The sequence below is a fragment of the Flavobacterium sp. 90 genome (assembly GCF_004339525.1).
Classification (GTDB): domain Bacteria; phylum Bacteroidota; class Bacteroidia; order Flavobacteriales; family Flavobacteriaceae; genus Flavobacterium.
Window position 1 is genome coordinate 137,649 of sequence record NZ_SMGE01000001.1, and the last position, 17,611, is coordinate 155,259.

The 17,611-nt window shown below is 34.0% G+C and carries 15 protein-coding genes; 9 read left to right on the forward strand and 6 right to left on the reverse strand.

Annotated elements, in window-relative coordinates; all coding sequences use genetic code 11:
* Window positions 1–5: 5 nt before the first annotated feature.
* From C8C83_RS00525 to guaA, 4 genes are all read right to left on the reverse strand, one after another.
* On the reverse strand, window positions 6–407 hold the full coding sequence (locus C8C83_RS00525; RefSeq protein WP_121325948.1) for an OsmC family protein: 402 nt from the start codon (window positions 405–407) through the stop codon (window positions 6–8).
* Window positions 407–2,527: a LysM peptidoglycan-binding domain-containing protein gene (locus C8C83_RS00530; RefSeq protein ID WP_121325949.1), complete on the reverse strand. Its 2,121-nt coding sequence runs from the start codon at window positions 2,525–2,527 to the stop codon at window positions 407–409. Before C8C83_RS00530 ends, C8C83_RS00525 begins: the two co-directional genes overlap by 1 nt.
* Before the next feature lie 98 nt (window positions 2,528–2,625).
* Window positions 2,626–4,539: a LysM peptidoglycan-binding domain-containing protein gene (locus tag C8C83_RS00535; RefSeq protein ID WP_121325950.1), complete on the reverse strand. Its 1,914-nt coding sequence runs from the start codon at window positions 4,537–4,539 to the stop codon at window positions 2,626–2,628.
* 61 nt (window positions 4,540–4,600) lie between these two features.
* Window positions 4,601–6,130 (reverse strand): glutamine-hydrolyzing GMP synthase, encoded by a 1,530-nt coding sequence (guaA, locus tag C8C83_RS00540; RefSeq protein ID WP_121325951.1) that lies wholly within the window; start codon window positions 6,128–6,130, stop codon window positions 4,601–4,603.
* Window positions 6,131–6,330: 200 nt separating this feature from the next.
* On the opposite strand from guaA, the gene C8C83_RS00545 reads away from it, so the two are divergent.
* The 3 genes from C8C83_RS00545 to C8C83_RS00555 all read left to right on the forward strand — a co-directional run bounded on the left by C8C83_RS00545 (window position 6,331) and on the right by C8C83_RS00555 (window position 10,302).
* Complete coding sequence (locus C8C83_RS00545; protein WP_121325952.1) at window positions 6,331–6,858, forward strand: hypothetical protein; 528 nt, start codon at window positions 6,331–6,333, stop codon at window positions 6,856–6,858.
* A gap of 317 nt (window positions 6,859–7,175) precedes the next feature.
* Window positions 7,176–8,912, forward strand: a complete 1,737-nt coding sequence (locus C8C83_RS00550; RefSeq protein WP_121325953.1) for a thiamine pyrophosphate-dependent enzyme — start codon at window positions 7,176–7,178, stop codon at window positions 8,910–8,912.
* A gap of 145 nt (window positions 8,913–9,057) precedes the next feature.
* The gene (locus C8C83_RS00555) at window positions 9,058–10,302 is read left to right on the forward strand and encodes an MFS transporter (protein WP_121325954.1); all 1,245 of its coding nucleotides are present in this window, start codon (window positions 9,058–9,060) and stop codon (window positions 10,300–10,302) included.
* 164 nt (window positions 10,303–10,466) lie between these two features.
* Here C8C83_RS00555 and C8C83_RS00560 read toward each other — a convergent pair whose 3' ends face one another.
* Together C8C83_RS00560 and C8C83_RS00565 are read right to left on the reverse strand one after the other, a co-directional pair.
* On the reverse strand, window positions 10,467–11,180 hold the full coding sequence (locus tag C8C83_RS00560; protein ID WP_121325955.1) for a hypothetical protein: 714 nt from the start codon (window positions 11,178–11,180) through the stop codon (window positions 10,467–10,469).
* A gap of 230 nt (window positions 11,181–11,410) precedes the next feature.
* Window positions 11,411–11,833, reverse strand: coding sequence for a hypothetical protein (locus C8C83_RS00565; protein WP_121325956.1), 423 nt, complete (start codon window positions 11,831–11,833; stop codon window positions 11,411–11,413).
* A gap of 255 nt (window positions 11,834–12,088) precedes the next feature.
* Between C8C83_RS00565 and C8C83_RS00570 the strand changes: the two genes are divergently transcribed.
* The 6 genes from C8C83_RS00570 to gldI all read left to right on the forward strand — a co-directional run bounded on the left by C8C83_RS00570 (window position 12,089) and on the right by gldI (window position 17,600).
* Window positions 12,089–13,012: a J domain-containing protein gene (locus C8C83_RS00570; protein ID WP_121325957.1), complete on the forward strand. Its 924-nt coding sequence runs from the start codon at window positions 12,089–12,091 to the stop codon at window positions 13,010–13,012.
* Window positions 13,005–13,313 carry a chaperone modulator CbpM gene (locus C8C83_RS00575; RefSeq protein ID WP_121325958.1) on the forward strand — a complete coding sequence of 103 codons (309 nt, stop codon included), beginning with the start codon at window positions 13,005–13,007 and terminating at the stop codon, window positions 13,311–13,313. Before C8C83_RS00570 ends, C8C83_RS00575 begins: the two co-directional genes overlap by 8 nt.
* A gap of 342 nt (window positions 13,314–13,655) precedes the next feature.
* A complete protein-coding gene (locus C8C83_RS00580) occupies window positions 13,656–14,039 on the forward strand; it encodes a RidA family protein (protein WP_121325959.1) in 384 nt (127 codons plus the stop codon).
* A 266-nt stretch (window positions 14,040–14,305) separates the two neighbouring features.
* Window positions 14,306–15,550 carry a voltage-gated chloride channel family protein gene (locus C8C83_RS00585; RefSeq protein WP_121325960.1) on the forward strand — a complete coding sequence of 415 codons (1,245 nt, stop codon included), beginning with the start codon at window positions 14,306–14,308 and terminating at the stop codon, window positions 15,548–15,550.
* Between the two features lie 366 nt (window positions 15,551–15,916).
* Complete coding sequence (locus tag C8C83_RS00590; protein WP_121325961.1) at window positions 15,917–16,921, forward strand: bifunctional oligoribonuclease/PAP phosphatase NrnA; 1,005 nt, start codon at window positions 15,917–15,919, stop codon at window positions 16,919–16,921.
* Window positions 16,922–16,925: 4 nt separating this feature from the next.
* Window positions 16,926–17,600, forward strand: a complete 675-nt coding sequence (gldI, locus tag C8C83_RS00595; protein ID WP_121325962.1) for a gliding motility-associated peptidyl-prolyl isomerase GldI — start codon at window positions 16,926–16,928, stop codon at window positions 17,598–17,600.
* Window positions 17,601–17,611: the final 11 nt, after the last annotated feature.

Genomic DNA, 17,611 nt, shown 5'->3' on the forward strand with positions numbered 1-17,611 from the left:
AAAAATTACTTCCAGTTAAAAGTAATACGTTTATCAATTTCTGAACTTAAACTTAAGAATACAGGACAAGTCATTCCTGCACGTTCAAGGATTGTTCTGCTTTTTTCGTCTTCAACGCCTTGCATATCAAAAACAATTTCGATAGCTCCAATTCTTCTTGGCTCAGCATTCATTATTTTAGTTACTTCGGCAGTTGAACCAATAAAATTTACGTTCAAATCGCGCGCTTTGATTCCCATAATAGTCATCATGCAGCTTGCCAAAGCATTGGCAACAGTATCAGTTGGAGAAAAAGCCTCCCCTTTTCCATTATTATCAAGTGGTGCATCAGAAATGATTTCACTTCCTGATTGCACGTGAATTGAGCTTGTTCTTAAATCGCCTAAATAGGTTACTTTTGATGTCATTAGTTTGCTACTTTTAAAGTTAAATCGCTGTCGTAATATAAAATGTAAACACCTTTGTTTGCGTGTCCGCCATCTTCTTTTTTATAAAATTGAAACTTATTGTCAACTTGTTCCGTTGTCATTAAATCTGCTGTTTCCTGATATGTTTTTCCTTGTACCAAACGCATCATCGCATCAAAAGTAACATCAAATCCGCGTGTTGCATACGTATTCGGGTTTACTTTATTTTTCAATCTATATTGTTTTTCGAAAATTAAAACTCCTGGTTCATCACTCTCACGAGTTACAGACGGATACATTAATTTTAATTTTATTAAATTATCAAAACTAATTTCATCTGTATCAAGTGTACTGTTTGGTTCTAAAATCACCAATTGAACCTGACACGTTTTTTGAGCATCAAGCAACGCTTTAATAGTAGTTTTTACCATTGCAGTATTACCTGTTTCCATCACCACATAATTCATTCGGTTTGGCAATAATGAACTTTTTAAATTAGCAACATCTAATGCTCCGGTTTCAGTCAAGGCAGCAAATACAACACCTTTTTGGTTTTGTTTGATGTAATTAATTACAGATTCTTTTTTCTTGTCTACAACCGCAACAATGTTTCCGTTTTTAGCGCGCATATAATCAAATATTGCATTTCTAACCACATCATTCGATGGAATTGTCTGATATAAATTTTCAATTGGATTCGCTGAATCTTTCGATAATGGCGAAATCACAGGAACTTCATAAGAACGTAATGCATTTGCCGTAGCTTCGGCATTACTTTGATAAAATGGTCCAATCACAGCATTTGCATCCTGTACTTTATTCTGAGCAATTAAACTCGCAATATTCGAAGAACTCTTAGTTTCCTGAGAATCATAAATCGCAACATCAATTGGCAATTTCAATGTTTTAGCTGAATCTATCGCCATCATAGCTCCCGAATAAAAATCAAGAGTCATATTCAGGAATTTGTCACTTTTGATTCTGGTAGCTGTACTTGTAGTATCGTTTTGCATTTTTGCCAGATTAAAAGGCAATAACAAAACTAATTTTTTACGTTCGTTCTGACCTCTTTTTTTAGTCAACTCCACTACTTCTGGATTTGCGGAAACAGTTTCAGATTTTACTTTATCTACTATTTTAATACCTGCAGTACTTTCAGTCGATTTATCAATTGCTACTTCAGTTGGTTTTTCAGCAGGTTTTTCCAGAGGAATAATAGGTTGTGGCGCTAAATATCCAGCCGGAACTTTTAGAACCATTCCTTCTTTTACACCTTCAGAAAGTGCAGGATTTAGTTGCGTCAATTCTTCCTGAGAGATATGAAAAGTTCTTCCTAAACTATAAAAAGTCTCCTTAGGTTTTACCTGATATTCCATATAAGAAGTTGCTTTTTTAGAAGTCTCAGCCGCTTTTTTAGTTTCAACTGGTTTTGCAACATTCGTAACTGTTTGAGCAGGAGTTTCCGTTTTTGGAGCGGTTCCTTTTATAGTAACACGATATCCGACAGGCAAACTTGAAACGATTTCAGGATTGCGTTTTTCCAGATCTTCAACTGTTGTATTGTATTTTTTTGCAATCGAAAACTTAGTTTCTTTTGCTACAACATCATGATATACATACTTTTCCTGCGCAACAGATTTTACTGTTTTATCAGCTGTAGCTGATGTAGTTGCAACCGCAGTTTTTGCTGTTGATCCTTTTGCCGGAATTACCAATGTTTGTCCAATTTGCAAACCATCTTTTACTAAAAAAGGATTTGCTGCTTTTAAAGCTTCATCGGTAATATCATATTTTTTTTCAATTCCAAATAAGGTTTCTTTAGGCTGTACCTCGTGGGTAGTTGGATTCTTACCCGCACTTTTTTTAACTGCTTTTTCTTCTGTTTTAGCAACAGTAGTTTTTGCACCATTTGTTGGAATTAACAAAACCGTATTTGGTTTTACACCATTTCTGGCATCCGGATTCAGGGTATAAATATCGTAAGGCGTAACCTTAAATTTTACGGCAATCTGGTTTATGGATTCTCCATTTGAAACCGTGTATTTAACTACTTTTTCTTGTGAAAAAGCGTTACAGGTAACAAAAAAAACCAGAGACAATAATGTTGAATAATATTTCATAATAGGACTTAAAACAATTTAATTTCTAATTCAAAAAACAAGTTACTAATTTCTCTTTAAAACAAGATTCTTGCCACTTGTTAATTTTGCGCTAATTATTATCTAAGATCAATTTCTACCTTAGCAATAACGATCTCTTTATATAACTCAACTTCTTCTTTTTTCTTGCATTGATAGAGCACTTCTTCCATATTTTCGAACTTATCCGAATAAACATAATACGAAAGACTGTTGATATTAAAGAAGAAACTAGCGTTAAAATCGCCAGAATCAATGAGTTTCATAATGAGCTTATCTCTTAGCGTCGCGTCTGTAAATATACCTAAAACTAAGTAATAGCCGTTTGAAACTTCTTTAAGATTATCAAAAACTTCAACCTTTATTGTTTTATCTTTTTTAAGAGGATTTTCCTTTAATTCGCGTTTCATTTCTTCCAGCGAAATTGTTTTTGCAGCTTCGGCGGAAGCGTTTTTACTTTGATTTTTAACCGCTTGATCCTGATACTTTTTCAATTTTACCAAAGCCAGTTTATCATCAAATTTTCTCGCTTCCATACTATAAAAAGAAGCTTTACTGATATGACGCTTTACTTCAATTTTTTTCTGAATATCTAAGGAATCAATTTTTGCAATCAAAAGCTGATTTTGTGCATCACCTTGCTCCTGCTCTATTTTATAACGTTTAATTTCGTCAAGCGAAAGTCGTTGCTGCAAGGAAGTTGAAACGGTATTCTTCTCGCTTTCGCGGATTTTCTTCTTGTATTCCTGATTTTCTTCAACAGCAATTCTTTCGACTTTATTCATTAATCCGGCGTAAGCTTTTCGGTTTTCGGCCAATTCTTTCTTTAATTGAGAAGATAATTCGCTGGTTTTTCCGATGCTTTCATACGAACGTTTTTCCAGACGTTTTGATTCATCAACATTCAAAACGTCCATTCTTTTTAAGTCGACCAAATCATTGTTCATCGTATTGACTAACGAATCTAATTTTGCCATTAAAATATCCTGAACATTTTTATTGGCTTCCAGAACCAAACGTAATTTCTCAACCGAATTTTCTTTAGAACCGTTCATATCATTCAGATTAACTTTCAAATCATTAATCTTAATAATCTTCTGATTCATTTCTTTCTGAACCACCAATCTGTCTTTTAAATCATCGATTTCAAACGTTTTGGCTTTTCCTTTTTCGACCACAACTTGTTTTTCGGCAAGAGCCAACATCAATTCTTCACTTTCATTTGTGGGTTTTACTTCTTTGGTATTAATCGCCAATTTATTGCCAACAATTAATCCGTTTACAATTTCAGGATTTTGAGATTCTAACTGATCGATAGAAATTCCGTATTTTTTGGCAATCGAGAATTTAGTTTCCTTTGGCTCGACCACATGAAAAATAGTTTCCTGATTGATCACACGAACTCGACCGTCTAAGGTTTTTCTTTTGTTTGGAATTGTAATAGTCTGACCAATTTGCAAACCATTTTGAAGAATATCTTTGTTTTGATTTTCTAAATCCTGTACAGAAACATTGTATTGTCTCGCAATGCTAAACAAAGATTCTTTAGCTACAACCTGATGTGTAACTTTTGACGAAGCTGTACTTTCTGTTTTGGAAATATTTGCAGGATTCTGCGGAATACTTAATTCCTGACCAATCTGAAGTCCGTTGGCAAGAATTGGATTTGCATTTTGAAGCGCTTCTACAGAAACATTGTATTGCTTTGATAAACCAAAAAGGGTTTCTTTTGCACCAACAATATGAGTAATTTGTTGGTTAGATTTTTGCTTTTCTTCTCCGTGAACCGGAATTTTGATAATCTGGTTGTCTTTGATTCCGTTTTGAGCTTCGGGGTTGAGTTTGTAAATTTCGTCAATCGAAACCTTGTATTTTTGGGCAATAAAATAAGCGGTTTCTCCTTTTTGAATTTTGTGTTCAATAATTGAATCTTGCGCAGTTATTTTGTTAAAAGACAAAATAAACACAAGAGAAATCGTTAAAAACTCTCTCATAATTAGTAGGTTTAAAAAATTAAGGCATTACAAATGTAACGCCTTAATTTGAAAAACAATACTATTCCCACTCAATTGTTGCAGGTGGTTTTGAGCTTATATCGTAAACCACACGGTTCACGCCTTTTACTTTATTTATAATGTCATTTGACACTTTCATCAAGAAATCATAAGGTAAATGAACCCAGTCAGCAGTCATACCATCTGTAGATTCTACAGCTCTAAGCGCTACTACTTTTTCGTAAGTACGCTCATCGCCCATTACACCAACACTATTTACAGGAAGCAAAATTGCTCCGGCTTGCCAAACTTTGTCGTATAATCCCCAAGACTTTAATCCGTCAATAAAAACAGCGTCAACATCTTGCAAAATCTGAACTTTCTCAGGAGTAATATCTCCTAAAATTCTGATTGATAAGCCTGGTCCCGGGAAAGGGTGTCTTCCTAATAATTCAGGATCTATTCCTAAAGTAGCTCCAACTCTACGAACTTCGTCTTTAAACAACATTCTAAGTGGTTCTACAATTTTTAATTTCATATAATCCGGCAATCCACCTACATTATGGTGCGATTTAATTGTTGCCGATGGTCCTTTTACCGAAACTGATTCGATTACGTCAGGATAAATTGTTCCTTGCGCCAACCATTTTACGTCTTCGATTAAGTGTGATTCATCATCAAAAACTTCGATAAATACACGACCAATAGTTTTACGTTTTGTCTCAGGATCACTGATTCCGGCTAATTCGCCAAGGAAACGATCTCCTGCATCTACTCCTTTTACGTTCAATCCCATTCCTTTGTATTGATCTAATACATTTTGGAATTCGTTTTTACGAAGTAAACCGTTATTTACGAAAATACAATATAGGTTTTTACCAATTGCCTGGTGTAATAAAACTGCCGCTACAGTAGAATCTACTCCACCTGACAATCCTAAAACAACTTTATCATCTCCTAATTTCTCTTTTAATTCTGCCACCATTTCTTCTACGAAAGCATTTGGTGTAAAGTTTTGAGGAACTTCAGCAATATCAACTAAAAAGTTTTTCAGCATTTTTGATCCATCTGTAGAATGGAAAACTTCCGGGTGATACTGAATTGCATAAGTTGTTTCGCCTTCAATTTTGTAAGCTGCATATTCTACATCATGCGTGCTTGCTAATTTTACAGCATTTGTTGGAAGCGCTTTGATACTATCGCTATGGCTCATCCAAACCTGGCTGTTTTCTGAAACTCCGTTAAAGAAAACTTCGTTCTCCTTAATAAAAGATAAATTAGCTCTACCATATTCTCTGGTGTTCGAAGCTGCTACTTCACCTCCACTAAAATGTGCTAAGTATTGTGCTCCGTAACAAACTGCCAACATTGGAAGCTTGCCTCGAATTTGAGATAAATCAGGATGTGGAGCATCTTCTGCACGAACAGAAAATGGGCTTCCGCCTAAAATTACGGCTTTATAAGGTGATAAATCACTAGGAAAGTGATTGTAAGGGAAAATTTCGCAGAATATATTTAATTCGCGAACTCTACGCGCAATAAGCTGTGTATATTGCGATCCGAAATCTAAAATAAGTACGTTGTGTTGCATGCGCAAAAATACTTTTTATATTCCAAAATGAAAAATGGATTTTTATTTTTTTTCTATATAGGTTCTAAGTTTCTAAGTTACTAAGCTTCTAAGGTGTTGGATCGTCAAAAAAAACTTAGTTACTTAGCATCTTAGAAACTTAGTACCTTCAAAAAAATCCAACCTTTAAAAAAATCCGTATTTAGAGAAAAACCCATTTTATGAAATCAAAATCAATTGCCCTTATTCTTTTTTTAGCTGTATTTTTAAACTCTTGCAGTGCAGTCGACGATTTGTTGACTTTTACTATTTCGAATCAAGCTTCGATACAAATCAAAAGTTCTTTTCCTGTCAATTTGCCTTCAGAAGTTATTACGCCTGACGTTACCACAAATTCATCTTCCGAATTTTCAAACAACAAAACCAAAGCCAGTTTGGTGAAAGACGTAAAACTGAAATCGCTTAAACTATCGATCACAAATCCTACCGATAAAACATTTACGTTTTTAAAATCGATTCATTTGTTTATTTCAACTACAGATTCTGACGAAATAGAATTGGCTTATCAGGATAATATCAACGAAACAACCAATATGATTGATTTGATTTGTACCGATAAAAAACTGGATCAATACATCAAATCCGATAAATATAAAATCAGAACTCAGGTTACTTTAAAAGAAACACTTACTAAAGATGTTACTGTTAAGGCAGATATGAAGTTTAAAGTGACTGCTGATCCTTTCTAAAGGTTCTGAGGTTCTGAGATGCTAAGGTTCTAAGTTTAAAAAAACTAGAATCTTTGATTCTTAAAAACGAAGGTTCAAAGGTAAACAAGATTAATAACTTGTTCCTTTGAACCTTTTTTTGCTTTTCCAAAAAGAAAACCTTAGCAACTTAGTACCTCAGAACCTCAGAACCTTCAAAAAAAATTCTTAAATTTATAAACCCATACCAAAAACCACTTTTACATCATAACCACGTGTATCTTAAAATGTAATCATTAAGAAAGTAAACCATAACCAATGTTTATACGATCTGAATATTAATTTTAAAAATATAATCCATGAGTAAAATAGTTGCAGAACAATTAGTTGAAATGTTGGTAGAAGCCGGAGTTAAACGTGTTTATGCGGTTACAGGCGATAGTTTAAATTATTTTAATGATGCGATACGCAGAAACGGAAAAATAAAATGGATTCATGTTCGGCATGAAGAAGTTGGCGCTTATGCTGCTGCTGCCGAAGCCGAATTAGACGGTTTTGCAGTTTGTGCCGGAAGTTGTGGTCCAGGACACGTGCATTTAATCAATGGTTTGTACGATGCACATCGTTCACATGTTCCTTTATTAGCAATCGCTTCGACAATTAATACGGGCGAAATGGGAATGGATTATTTTCAGGAAACCAATACTCTTAAACTTTTTGACGATTGCAGTTGTTACAATCAGATGATTATGACGGCTGAGCAAGCGCCCCGAATTATACAAACTGCGATTCAACACGCTTTAGGTAAAAAAGGTGTTGCCGTGATTGGTTTACCCGGCGATGTTTCGGAATTAAAAGCGGTTGAAAGCAATATTTCTACTCAGTTTTTTCATTGTAATCCCGTAATCAGACCTTCAGATATCGAATTGCAAAATTTAGCAAAAGCTATAAACGAAAGTACCAAAATCACTTTATTCTGCGGAATTGGCGCTGAAAAAGCACACGATCAAGTCGTACAATTATCGCAACATATTAAAGCTCCAGTGGGATATTCTTTTAGAGGAAAAATGAGTATTCAGCCCAATAATCCTAACGAAATAGGAATGACGGGTTTACTCGGACAGCCTTCGGCTTATCATAGTATGCACGAATCGCATTTGGTTTTATTGCTTGGAACTGATTTTCCTTATGATAAATTCATGCCTACAGATAATAAAATCATTCAGATTGACACAAGTTCTGAACGTTTAGGGCGTCGCGCCAATCTTCATATGGGTTTATGTGGTGATGTAGCCGATACTATTGAAGCTTTACTTCCGCTTCTGGAAGCTAAAACTGATGATAGTTTTCTACAAGCGCAACTTAAATCATACTCCAGTGTAAAAGAAAACATGAACACTTATATTAATGATAATGGCGACGAAGACACAATTCAACCAGAATATGTCGCGCATATTATTGATAAATTAGCCAATAAAGATGCCATTTTTACGGTCGATACTGGAATGACTTGTGTTTGGGGCGCTCGTTTTATTAAAGGAACAGGAGAACGAAAAATGCTGGGTTCTTTTAATCACGGATCAATGGCAAATGCAATGCCAATGGCGATTGGAGCAGCGCTCGCTCATCCTGAAAAACAAGTTATCGCAATGTGTGGCGATGGCGGTTTGTCTATGCTTTTGGGCGATTTGGCAACCATTCATCAATATAATATTCCTGTCAAAATTATTGTTTTTAATAATCGTGCTTTGGGAATGGTAAAACTCGAAATGGAAGTTAACGGTTTACCCGATAATGAAACCGATATGGTGAATCCAGACTTTGGTTTGATTGCTCAGGCAATGGGATTTCAAGGTATAAATGTTCACAAACCTGAAGAAGTTGAAACCGCAATTGAAAATGCATTTCGTCATAATGGTCCCGTTTTACTTAATATTTTCACGAATCCAAATGCACTTGCAATGCCACCAACTGTAGAATGGAAACAAGTTATTGGCATGACAAAATCTATGACCCGATTAATGCTTGGCGGCAAAATGGAAGAAGTTATAGATACTATTAAATCTAATTACAAACATCTAAAAGAAGGCATTTAAACACAAACACGAATTGCACGAATTAGCACGAATTTAAAAGTTTAATTCATACTTCGTGAAATTATTTCCACAAAGAATTAGTGTCAATTAGTGCAATTCGTGTTTATATATATTAATGTTTAAGCTTAAATAAATTTTCCCTTTTATGGATATAAACAGTAATAAATCGTACAGCAAATACTATGTCATTGCGTGGGTATTTGGTTTGGTATTTTATTTTTTGGATTATGTAATACGTTCTGCTCCGGCGGTAATGTTTCCGGAACTTTCTCAAAATTTTTCGGTTAACGAAATCAGATTAGTAGAGATTGTCGGGACTTATTATTACACCTATTCTACTTGTAGTTTGATTGCAGGAATCGCTTTGGATCGGTTTGGGGCAAAATATTCTCTTTTTACAGGCGCACTTATTTTAGGAATTGGCTGTTTGTTATTCCTTATTTCAAGTCAGTTTAGCGGAGTCACAGGGCGATTATTTCAAGGCGCCGGTTGTGCGTTTGCGTTTCCGGGTTGTGTATATCTTGCCAGTAAAGGATTCTCGGCAAAATCATTGGCTACAGCAATAGGTTTTACACAATGTTTGGGAATGCTTGGAGGTTCTGCGGGACAATTTGTTGTAGGTCCTTTAATCGAAAAAGGAATGAATATTAATACTTTCTGGTTGTCAATTGGAATTTTTACTATTATCGTCGCTTTCGGACTTTGGTTTATAACTCCGGCAAATCAAACGGAACCAAAAACAGAAACAAACACCAAAAAACAAAGTCTTCTAAATCCTTATAAAATTGTTTTTAGCAATCCACAATCGTGGCTTTGCGGTATTGTTTCGGGATTATTGTTTGCACCAACAACTATTTTTGCAATGACATGGGCTGTTGATTTTTTCCAGAAAGATCGTGCTTTTGACTTTCATACTGCAACGATTTCAAGTGCGATGGTCGCTTTTGGTTGGGTATTTGGCTGTCCGTTATTAGGCTATATCACTGATAAAATAAACAGACGTAAACCTGTTTTGATTTTTGGAGCGCTTTTAATGATTGCGAGTTTAGTGCAGTTATTGTATTTCCCGGATTTACTTCCCACAAAAATCAGTATGTTTTTATTGGGAGTTGCTTCCGGAGCCGCGATGATTCCGTATTCGATCATCAAAGAAGCAAATCCTGATAATGTAAAAGGAAGCGCAACCGGAGCAATCAATTTTATAACCTTTGGAGTAACAACGCTTTTAAGTCCGTTGTTTAGTCGTTTATTTGGGCAAACGCTTCACGATACTACTGATAAAGCGTTACATTTTCAGCAAGCAGGTTTGTTTTGGATTATCGGAATTTCGATCGCTATTGTGGTAAGTTTAATGCTAAAAGAAACTGGTCAGGGAAAAGTAAGTAATTAGAAAAAACAATTATTATAACATATAGAAACATAGATTTTGATTACTTAAGAGTTATGTTTCTATGTGCTTTTAAATCAAAGCAACCGATTAAAAGGTTTAACAGATTAAAAAAGAAATCTGTTTAATCTGCCAAATCTGCGCGAAAAAAATCTTGTAGTATATTATTATTCTTTAGTAACAATAATCGAAGCTTTAAATCCAGCAGCAAGATTGTTCCAATAATCATTGGTAACTAATTGTCCTTTATCATCATAAACCTGAATTTCGGCAGTGTTTCCGCCTAAACTACCAATATTCAACGCTTCAAAATCTAATTTATTAAAGCCATTTGAAAGAACTATTTTTACATCTTTAAAATTAGAATCTAAAAATATCTGATCTCTGATTACCATATCATTGGAATACACTCGTACCAAATCGCCATCGATAGCACCAAAATCACGAAACTTCACAATAAAATACTGTGATTTGGTTTTAAATTCACCAAGCGAAATATTTTTCTTAACGAGTTCTCCGCGACCTTCACGCAATCCGGCATCTTTTAGAGCTTTGTCTAAATCCTTTTCCATTTTTGCAACATAACGATCACCGGGATTTGCAAAATCAGTTTCTGTAGACATTGTAAATTTGCTTTTTTCCTGTCCAACCTGCAATTGAGATTTTGGTGTAATACTCGTATTATCAAAAACGTTTGGCGTTTTAATACTCGGAATATCACTATTGTCTGCTTGAGGATCCTTTATTTGAGGAATAGGCGTTTTCTTAGGTTTTGCACTAAATTTTGGAGCAGCAATAGGTTTGAATTTTGTTCCAAATTCAGTTTGTGCTGATACCGTTACAGCAGTAAAAAATAATATGAAAAATAAAATGTGCTTCATTGAAAAAGTGTTATCGAATCGGCTTTTATAGTTTTTATAAAATCTAAGTATAGCATCACAAAAATAGCATAATTTAATTAGGGGCTACAACTTTAAGAGTATTATAACAATATATTAGGCTAATTTTTGGAATCAAAAAACCTGCCAAAAATACAAATGCAAAAAAAATCCGATCAGCTTTTACACCAATCGGACTCTCCGACATTGCCTTAATTTATAGTAGGGATTTGTTATTTATCTTCTGTGATTACAGCTGTTAAAGTTGTAGGATCTAATGTTTTACCAACAGTATAACTAAGGTGTACACTCTCTGTATAAGTTACTCCTGCCTCAACATGTTCTACATATGTACTTCTTTGAAAAATTTCGCCATCAGTCGTTTTAGCCGTAAACTTCACCGTAAAATTTCCTTGCTCATATTTTAAATAAGATGTTTTAGAAATATTTTTTATATTAAAATCAATTACAAGATAATCACCGTATAATCTCTTAGCAGTATATGTTAAAGCAAAATCCTCCACATTAAAAGTATCTCCATTCGAAGGCACATAATTATCATCATCGTTACTAGAACTGCAACTTGTCATTAAAATTGACATCGTAAATAAAAGAACAAAACTAATTGTTGATTTTAAAAAAGATAGTTTTCTCATAATTATAAAATATTATTCTGGTTGTCTCTTTATCGTTTTTTAATTGCCTTAAAAAAATAGACAATAGTCTATATTAATTACACTGCAATGATAGACTATATTCTATATTTTAAAAAATATATTTGTAAGAATTATATTAAAAAACAATAATTAACTTTATATCTCGTGAAACTTATTTAAAACATATAAAATTTTGATAATTACCAACTTATTCCTAACTTCAAGACTTTATTTTCTTACATTAAATTTTATAAAATGGATTATATCAACTATTATAAAGTACTGGAAATCTCAAAATCAGCGACTGAAGCCGAAATCAAGAAGGCTTATCGAAAAATGGCTCGTAAATATCATCCGGATTTAAACCCGAATGATAAGGAGGCTGAGAAAAAATTTAAAGAAATAAACGAGGCTAATGAGGTTTTGAGCAATCCCGAAAATCGTAAAAAATATGATAAGTACGGAAAGGACTGGAAACATGCTGATGAATTTGAAAAAGCGGGTTACGATCCTAATCAGCAACAATATTCGAGACAACAACAAGGCGGAAATCAAAGTTATACTGATTTTGGAGGCGGAGATTTCTCAGGAAGTGATTTTTCTGATTTCTTCAATTCTATGTATGGTTCTGCGGGAAGAAGTTCCAGAAGTCAGGCAAAATACCGAGGACAGGATTTTAATGCGGAGCTGCAATTAGATTTGGCATCAGCTTATTCCACTCACAAACAAAACTTAACTGTAAACGGCAAAAATATCCGAATTACAATTCCTGCCGGAGTTGAAAACGGACAAATAATAAAGATTCCAAATCATGGCGCGCCCGGAGCAAATGGCGGTCCAAATGGTGATTTGTATATTACTTTTTTGATTGATAATAACTCAGATTTTAAACGTGAAGGCAATAATTTGTATGCCGATGTTGATCTGGATTTATATACCGCTATTTTGGGTGGAGAAATTTTCGTGAATACTTTTGATGGAAAGGTAAAAATAAAAGTTCCTGCCGAAACACAACCGGGAACTAAAGTAAAATTGAAAGGAAAAGGTTTTCCAATCTATAAAAAAGAGAATCAGTTTGGGGATTTATACATTACGTATACTTTAAAACTTCCGACCAAATTGTCCCAAAAAGAAAAAGAATTATTCGAAGAATTAGCTAAATTAAGAAATCATGAATAGTAAAAACTTAATTCAAATAAAACAGTTTTGCGTCTATCACGAAATTGAAAATACCTTTATAACAGAATTGCATAATTATGGTTTGGTACAAATTATTGTTCTTGAAGAAGATGAATATTTGCAACCGGAACAATTGCCTGCGGTCGAGAAGATGATTCGTCTTCATTATGATCTTAAAATCAACATTGAAGGTATTGATGTGATTGCTAATTTATTGGACAAAATCGAAACTTTGCAACAAAATCTTACGACAACACAAAATAAACTTCGTCTTTATGAACAACATCAAATTGAGGAATAAAGATGTTTTTGCCACAGATTAAATGGATTAAAATGATTTATACTTTAAGTTTTTTTTTGCCACGAATTATGCAAATTAACTCGAATCAAATTAGTGGAAATTGGTGCAATTCGTGGCAAAAATTTCACAAAACCAAATAATCTTTAAAATCATTTTAATCTGTGGCAAAAAAACAAAATCATCTTTACTACTACTTAAAATATCACAAAAAATAATGTTTTGCGAAATGATTTCAATCTAATTCGGTTCTTTTTGAGTTGTATATTTTATAAATTGCAGCCTAATTAACGAACCGGAATTTGTTTTTAAAAATGCTAAAACAAATTCAAAAAAACATACAAAATGAAAAGAGAAAACATCTTAACAGGATCACCATGGGAAGACAAAATGGGATATTGTCGTGCAGTAAGAATTGGCAATATCATTGAAGTTTCAGGAACTGTGGCTATTGTTGATGGTGACAAAGTAAAAGCTGATGATGCTTATGCTCAAACCTATAACATCCTGGAACGTGTTGAAAAAGTTCTGGAAGATTTGAATGTTGGCATGAAAGACGTCATAAGAACGAGAATCTTTACTACCAATATTATTACTTTTGAAGATGTTGCAAGAGCGCATTCAGCGTTTTTTAAAGATGTAAAACCTACAACCGGATTTTATGAAATCAGTAAATTGGTTGCTCCTGAATATTTAGTTGAAATTGAATTTACTGCTGTTGTGCAGTAATTTTTTTTGCTGGGAATATTTTTTTGCCACGAATTTCACTAATTAACTCGAATTATTTTTTTGCCACAGATTAAATGGATTAAAAAAGATTATTTATTTTTTAATCGTCTTAGTAAATATTAAAAAACATTTTGATGTTTTTTAATATTTACTAAAAAAATCCTTTTTAATCCATTTAATCTGTGGAAAAAATTTCCACAAAAACACAAAGAAATTCGCGAAAATTCGTGAAATTCGTGGCAGAAAAAACTTCTCTTAAATAATTAATGACTTCTCAAAACCCAAAGCAAAAACTTCTGACAATTTTCAAATGGATTCTCATTTGTGTTTTAATAGGGATTTTATCAGGATCTGCGTCTGCATTTTTTCTGGTTTCTCTGGAATTTGTGACACAATTTAGAATTCACCATGATTGGATTATCTGGCTTTTGCCGTTTGGTGGATTATTAGTTGGTTTGAGTTATTATTATTGGGGAGAATCTGTTGTAAAAGGCAATAATTTATTACTTGAAGAATACGAAAATCCTCAGAAAGTGATTCCGCTAAAAATGGCTCCCTTAGTACTTCTAGGAACTTTATTGACACATTTATTTGGAGGTTCTGCCGGTCGCGAAGGTACAGCCGTACAAATGGGCGGTGCAATTGCAGATCAATTTACCAAGATTTTCAAATTAGATAATTCCGAGAGAAAGATTTTAATCATTCTGGGAATTAGTGCCGGTTTTGCATCGGTTTTTGGAACTCCGCTGGCAGGCGCAATTTTTGCTTTGGAGGTTTTATATTTCAGCAAAATCAATCTTAAAAGCGTTATTTTATCTTTCCTTGTCGCTTATGCTGCTTATTTTACGGTAGAATTTTGGAACGTAAAACATACACATTACAGTATTCCGGTTGTTCCCGAATTTAGCATTTCAACAGTTGGCTATGTAATTATAATTGGAACTTTATCCGGATTTTCGGCTTTATTGTTTGCGAGAAGTACTCATTTCTGGAGTTCTCTTTTTTTGAAAAATATAAAATATCCTCCGTTACGTCCTTTCATTGGTGGAATAATTCTTGCCACTGCAATTGCAGGTTTCGGACTTACTAAATTCTCTGGATTAGGCGTTCCGGTAATTGTAGATTCCTTTTCGAATGCCAATCCTTGGTATGATTTTTTGCTTAAAATTCTATTCACAGGTTTTACTTTAGGCGCTGGTTTTAAAGGTGGCGAAGTAACTCCGTTATTTTTTGTTGGCGCCACTTTAGGAAGCGCTTTATCCTTGATAATTCCGTTGCCAATTGCATTTTTAGCAGGATTAGGATTCGTAGCTGTATTTTCGGGCGCGACCCATACTCCTATCGCCTGCACGATTATGGGCATGGAACTTTTTGGAATTCAACCCGGAATTTTTATTGCAATTGCCTGTGTAATCGCTTACTTTTCATCAGGTTCTGTGGGAATTTATAAATCGCAAATTGTCAAAGGTGCAAAGTTCAAATTGTATCAAAGATTAAATTCGAATTTTTAAATTCCAATATTTTTAAAAATTCCAAAGAATAAATTCCAAATCCCAAATTCCAAATTCCAAATTCCCAACGGATTAAAATCCGTTACTACAAGATAAATCGTTCCTCCGGAACTTTTATTTGATTAAGGTAAAATCACATAAAAAAATCCGTTTAAATCTGCGTTTTCGCTTTAGCGAATCCGTTTCATCTGCGTATAAATTTAAATCCCAAAAAGAAAATTCCAAATTCCAAACCGACAATTGTCATTTACATTTCACAAGCGACATTTCACATTTCACAAATCACAAATTCAGCGTCAACATAAAAGTGTGTTAATCTGTAAAATGATTTCAACATTACATTAAAAAAATGTAAATTCGCACACTATGAAAATACAAGATATTCAAGCGATACAATTATTACTCGCAACCCCAAAGAAAATCGCCATAATTCCGCACAGAGGTCCCGATGGAGACGCTATGGGCTCGACCTTAGCATTATATCATTTTTTATTAAAAAATAATCATCAGCCAACTGTAATTGCGCCAAACGATTTTCCTGATTTTCTGGCTTGGATTCCAGGCTCTGAAACTGTAAAAATATTCGAAAAAGATACTGAAAACTGCACCAAAATATTAGAAGAAGCTGAGCTGATTTTTACACTCGACTTTAATGCTTTTCATCGCACAGGCGAAATGGAACATACTTTAGCCAAGCTAACGGCTCCATTTATCATGATTGATCATCATCAAAAACCGGATGATTATGCTGCATATATGTACTCTGATACTTCATTTGGCTCTACTTGTGAGATGATTTATAACTTTATTTCGTTTTTAGGCAAAAAAGAAGATCTGGACAAAACAATTGCAACATGTATTTATACTGGAATTCTAACTGATTCAGGTTCGTTTCGTTTTCCGGGAACAACAGGAAATACACACCGAATCATTGCCGAATTAATTGATTTAGGAGTTGAAAATACCCAAATTCCGGTTTTATTATTTGACAATAGTTCTTACAGCCGTTTGCAATTATTAGGTCGTGCTTTGCAAAACATGAAGGTTTTTGAAGCGCACAAAACCTCTTATACTTCGCTTACTCAGGACGAGTTGGATTCTTTTAATTATGTGAAAGGTGATACTGAAGGAATTGTAAATTATGGATTAAGTATAAAAGGTATTCTTTTTACTGCTATTTTTATCGAAAATAAAGACGAGAAAATCATCAAAATCTCTTTCCGTTCGCAAGGAGGATTTGATGTGAACCAGTTTGCGAGAGATCATTTTAACGGAGGTGGACATAGTAATGCTGCCGGCGGAAGATCTGATGTTTCGATGGAAGAAACTTTGACAAAATTTGAAAATTTAGTAACCAAACTAAACATATAACCCCATGAACTACCTAAAAACAAGCATTTACACCCTACTTTTTGCTGTTTTACTGGTTAGCTGTAAACAGCATGAAGATGCGAGAAGACCTATTTCAAGGACTTCAGGAACTTTCATGAAAAAATCAGTTGATCGTAACAAAAAAATAATTGCTAATGAAGAAGAGGTTATAAAAAAAATAATCAAAAGCAATCCTAAAACTAAATATTTTGCTACCAGAAAAGGATATTGGTTTTCTTATGATGAAAAAAATGATACCGATCTTGCAACACCCAGAAAAGGAGATATCGCTTATTTTAATTTAGAAGTAAAAGATATAAAAGGCAATATTATTTATTCAGAAGCTGATCTTGGACCTCAAACTTATTATGTAGACAAACAAGATATCATGATGGGATTGCGTGATGGTATTAAACTGATGCATAAAAATGAAATTGTGACTTTCTTGTTTCCTTCACATATTGCTTACGGATATCATGGAGACAACAAAAAAATTGGTACTAACCAATCGTTGATTTGCACGGTTACACTTCGAAATTTTGTACCGGATCCTGCCGCTGCAACCACAGGAACTCCTGCGGGACAAAATGCTGCCGGACAAACTCCGCCACCTGCAACACCAAAACCATTAGCCGTAAAACCGACAACTAAAGTTAAAAAAGATACAATAAACCCATAAAAAAACATTTT

What these genes read in the sequence shown, in the direction of transcription:
- C8C83_RS00525 (WP_121325948.1), bottom strand. Translation starts at nt 407, where the DNA reads ATGACATCAAAAGTAACCTATTTAGGCGATTTAAGAACAAGCTCAATT.
- C8C83_RS00530 (WP_121325949.1), bottom strand. Translation starts at nt 2,527, where the DNA reads ATGAAATATTATTCAACATTATTGTCTCTGGTTTTTTTTGTTACCTGT.
- C8C83_RS00535 (WP_121325950.1), bottom strand. Translation starts at nt 4,539, where the DNA reads ATGAGAGAGTTTTTAACGATTTCTCTTGTGTTTATTTTGTCTTTTAAC.
- guaA (WP_121325951.1), bottom strand. Translation starts at nt 6,130, where the DNA reads ATGCAACACAACGTACTTATTTTAGATTTCGGATCGCAATATACACAG.
- C8C83_RS00545 (WP_121325952.1), top strand. Translation starts at nt 6,331, where the DNA reads ATGAAATCAAAATCAATTGCCCTTATTCTTTTTTTAGCTGTATTTTTA.
- C8C83_RS00550 (WP_121325953.1), top strand. Translation starts at nt 7,176, where the DNA reads ATGAGTAAAATAGTTGCAGAACAATTAGTTGAAATGTTGGTAGAAGCC.
- C8C83_RS00555 (WP_121325954.1), top strand. Translation starts at nt 9,058, where the DNA reads ATGGATATAAACAGTAATAAATCGTACAGCAAATACTATGTCATTGCG.
- C8C83_RS00560 (WP_121325955.1), bottom strand. Translation starts at nt 11,180, where the DNA reads ATGAAGCACATTTTATTTTTCATATTATTTTTTACTGCTGTAACGGTA.
- C8C83_RS00565 (WP_121325956.1), bottom strand. Translation starts at nt 11,833, where the DNA reads ATGAGAAAACTATCTTTTTTAAAATCAACAATTAGTTTTGTTCTTTTA.
- C8C83_RS00570 (WP_121325957.1), top strand. Translation starts at nt 12,089, where the DNA reads ATGGATTATATCAACTATTATAAAGTACTGGAAATCTCAAAATCAGCG.
- C8C83_RS00575 (WP_121325958.1), top strand. Translation starts at nt 13,005, where the DNA reads ATGAATAGTAAAAACTTAATTCAAATAAAACAGTTTTGCGTCTATCAC.
- C8C83_RS00580 (WP_121325959.1), top strand. Translation starts at nt 13,656, where the DNA reads ATGAAAAGAGAAAACATCTTAACAGGATCACCATGGGAAGACAAAATG.
- C8C83_RS00585 (WP_121325960.1), top strand. Translation starts at nt 14,306, where the DNA reads ATGACTTCTCAAAACCCAAAGCAAAAACTTCTGACAATTTTCAAATGG.
- C8C83_RS00590 (WP_121325961.1), top strand. Translation starts at nt 15,917, where the DNA reads ATGAAAATACAAGATATTCAAGCGATACAATTATTACTCGCAACCCCA.
- gldI (WP_121325962.1), top strand. Translation starts at nt 16,926, where the DNA reads ATGAACTACCTAAAAACAAGCATTTACACCCTACTTTTTGCTGTTTTA.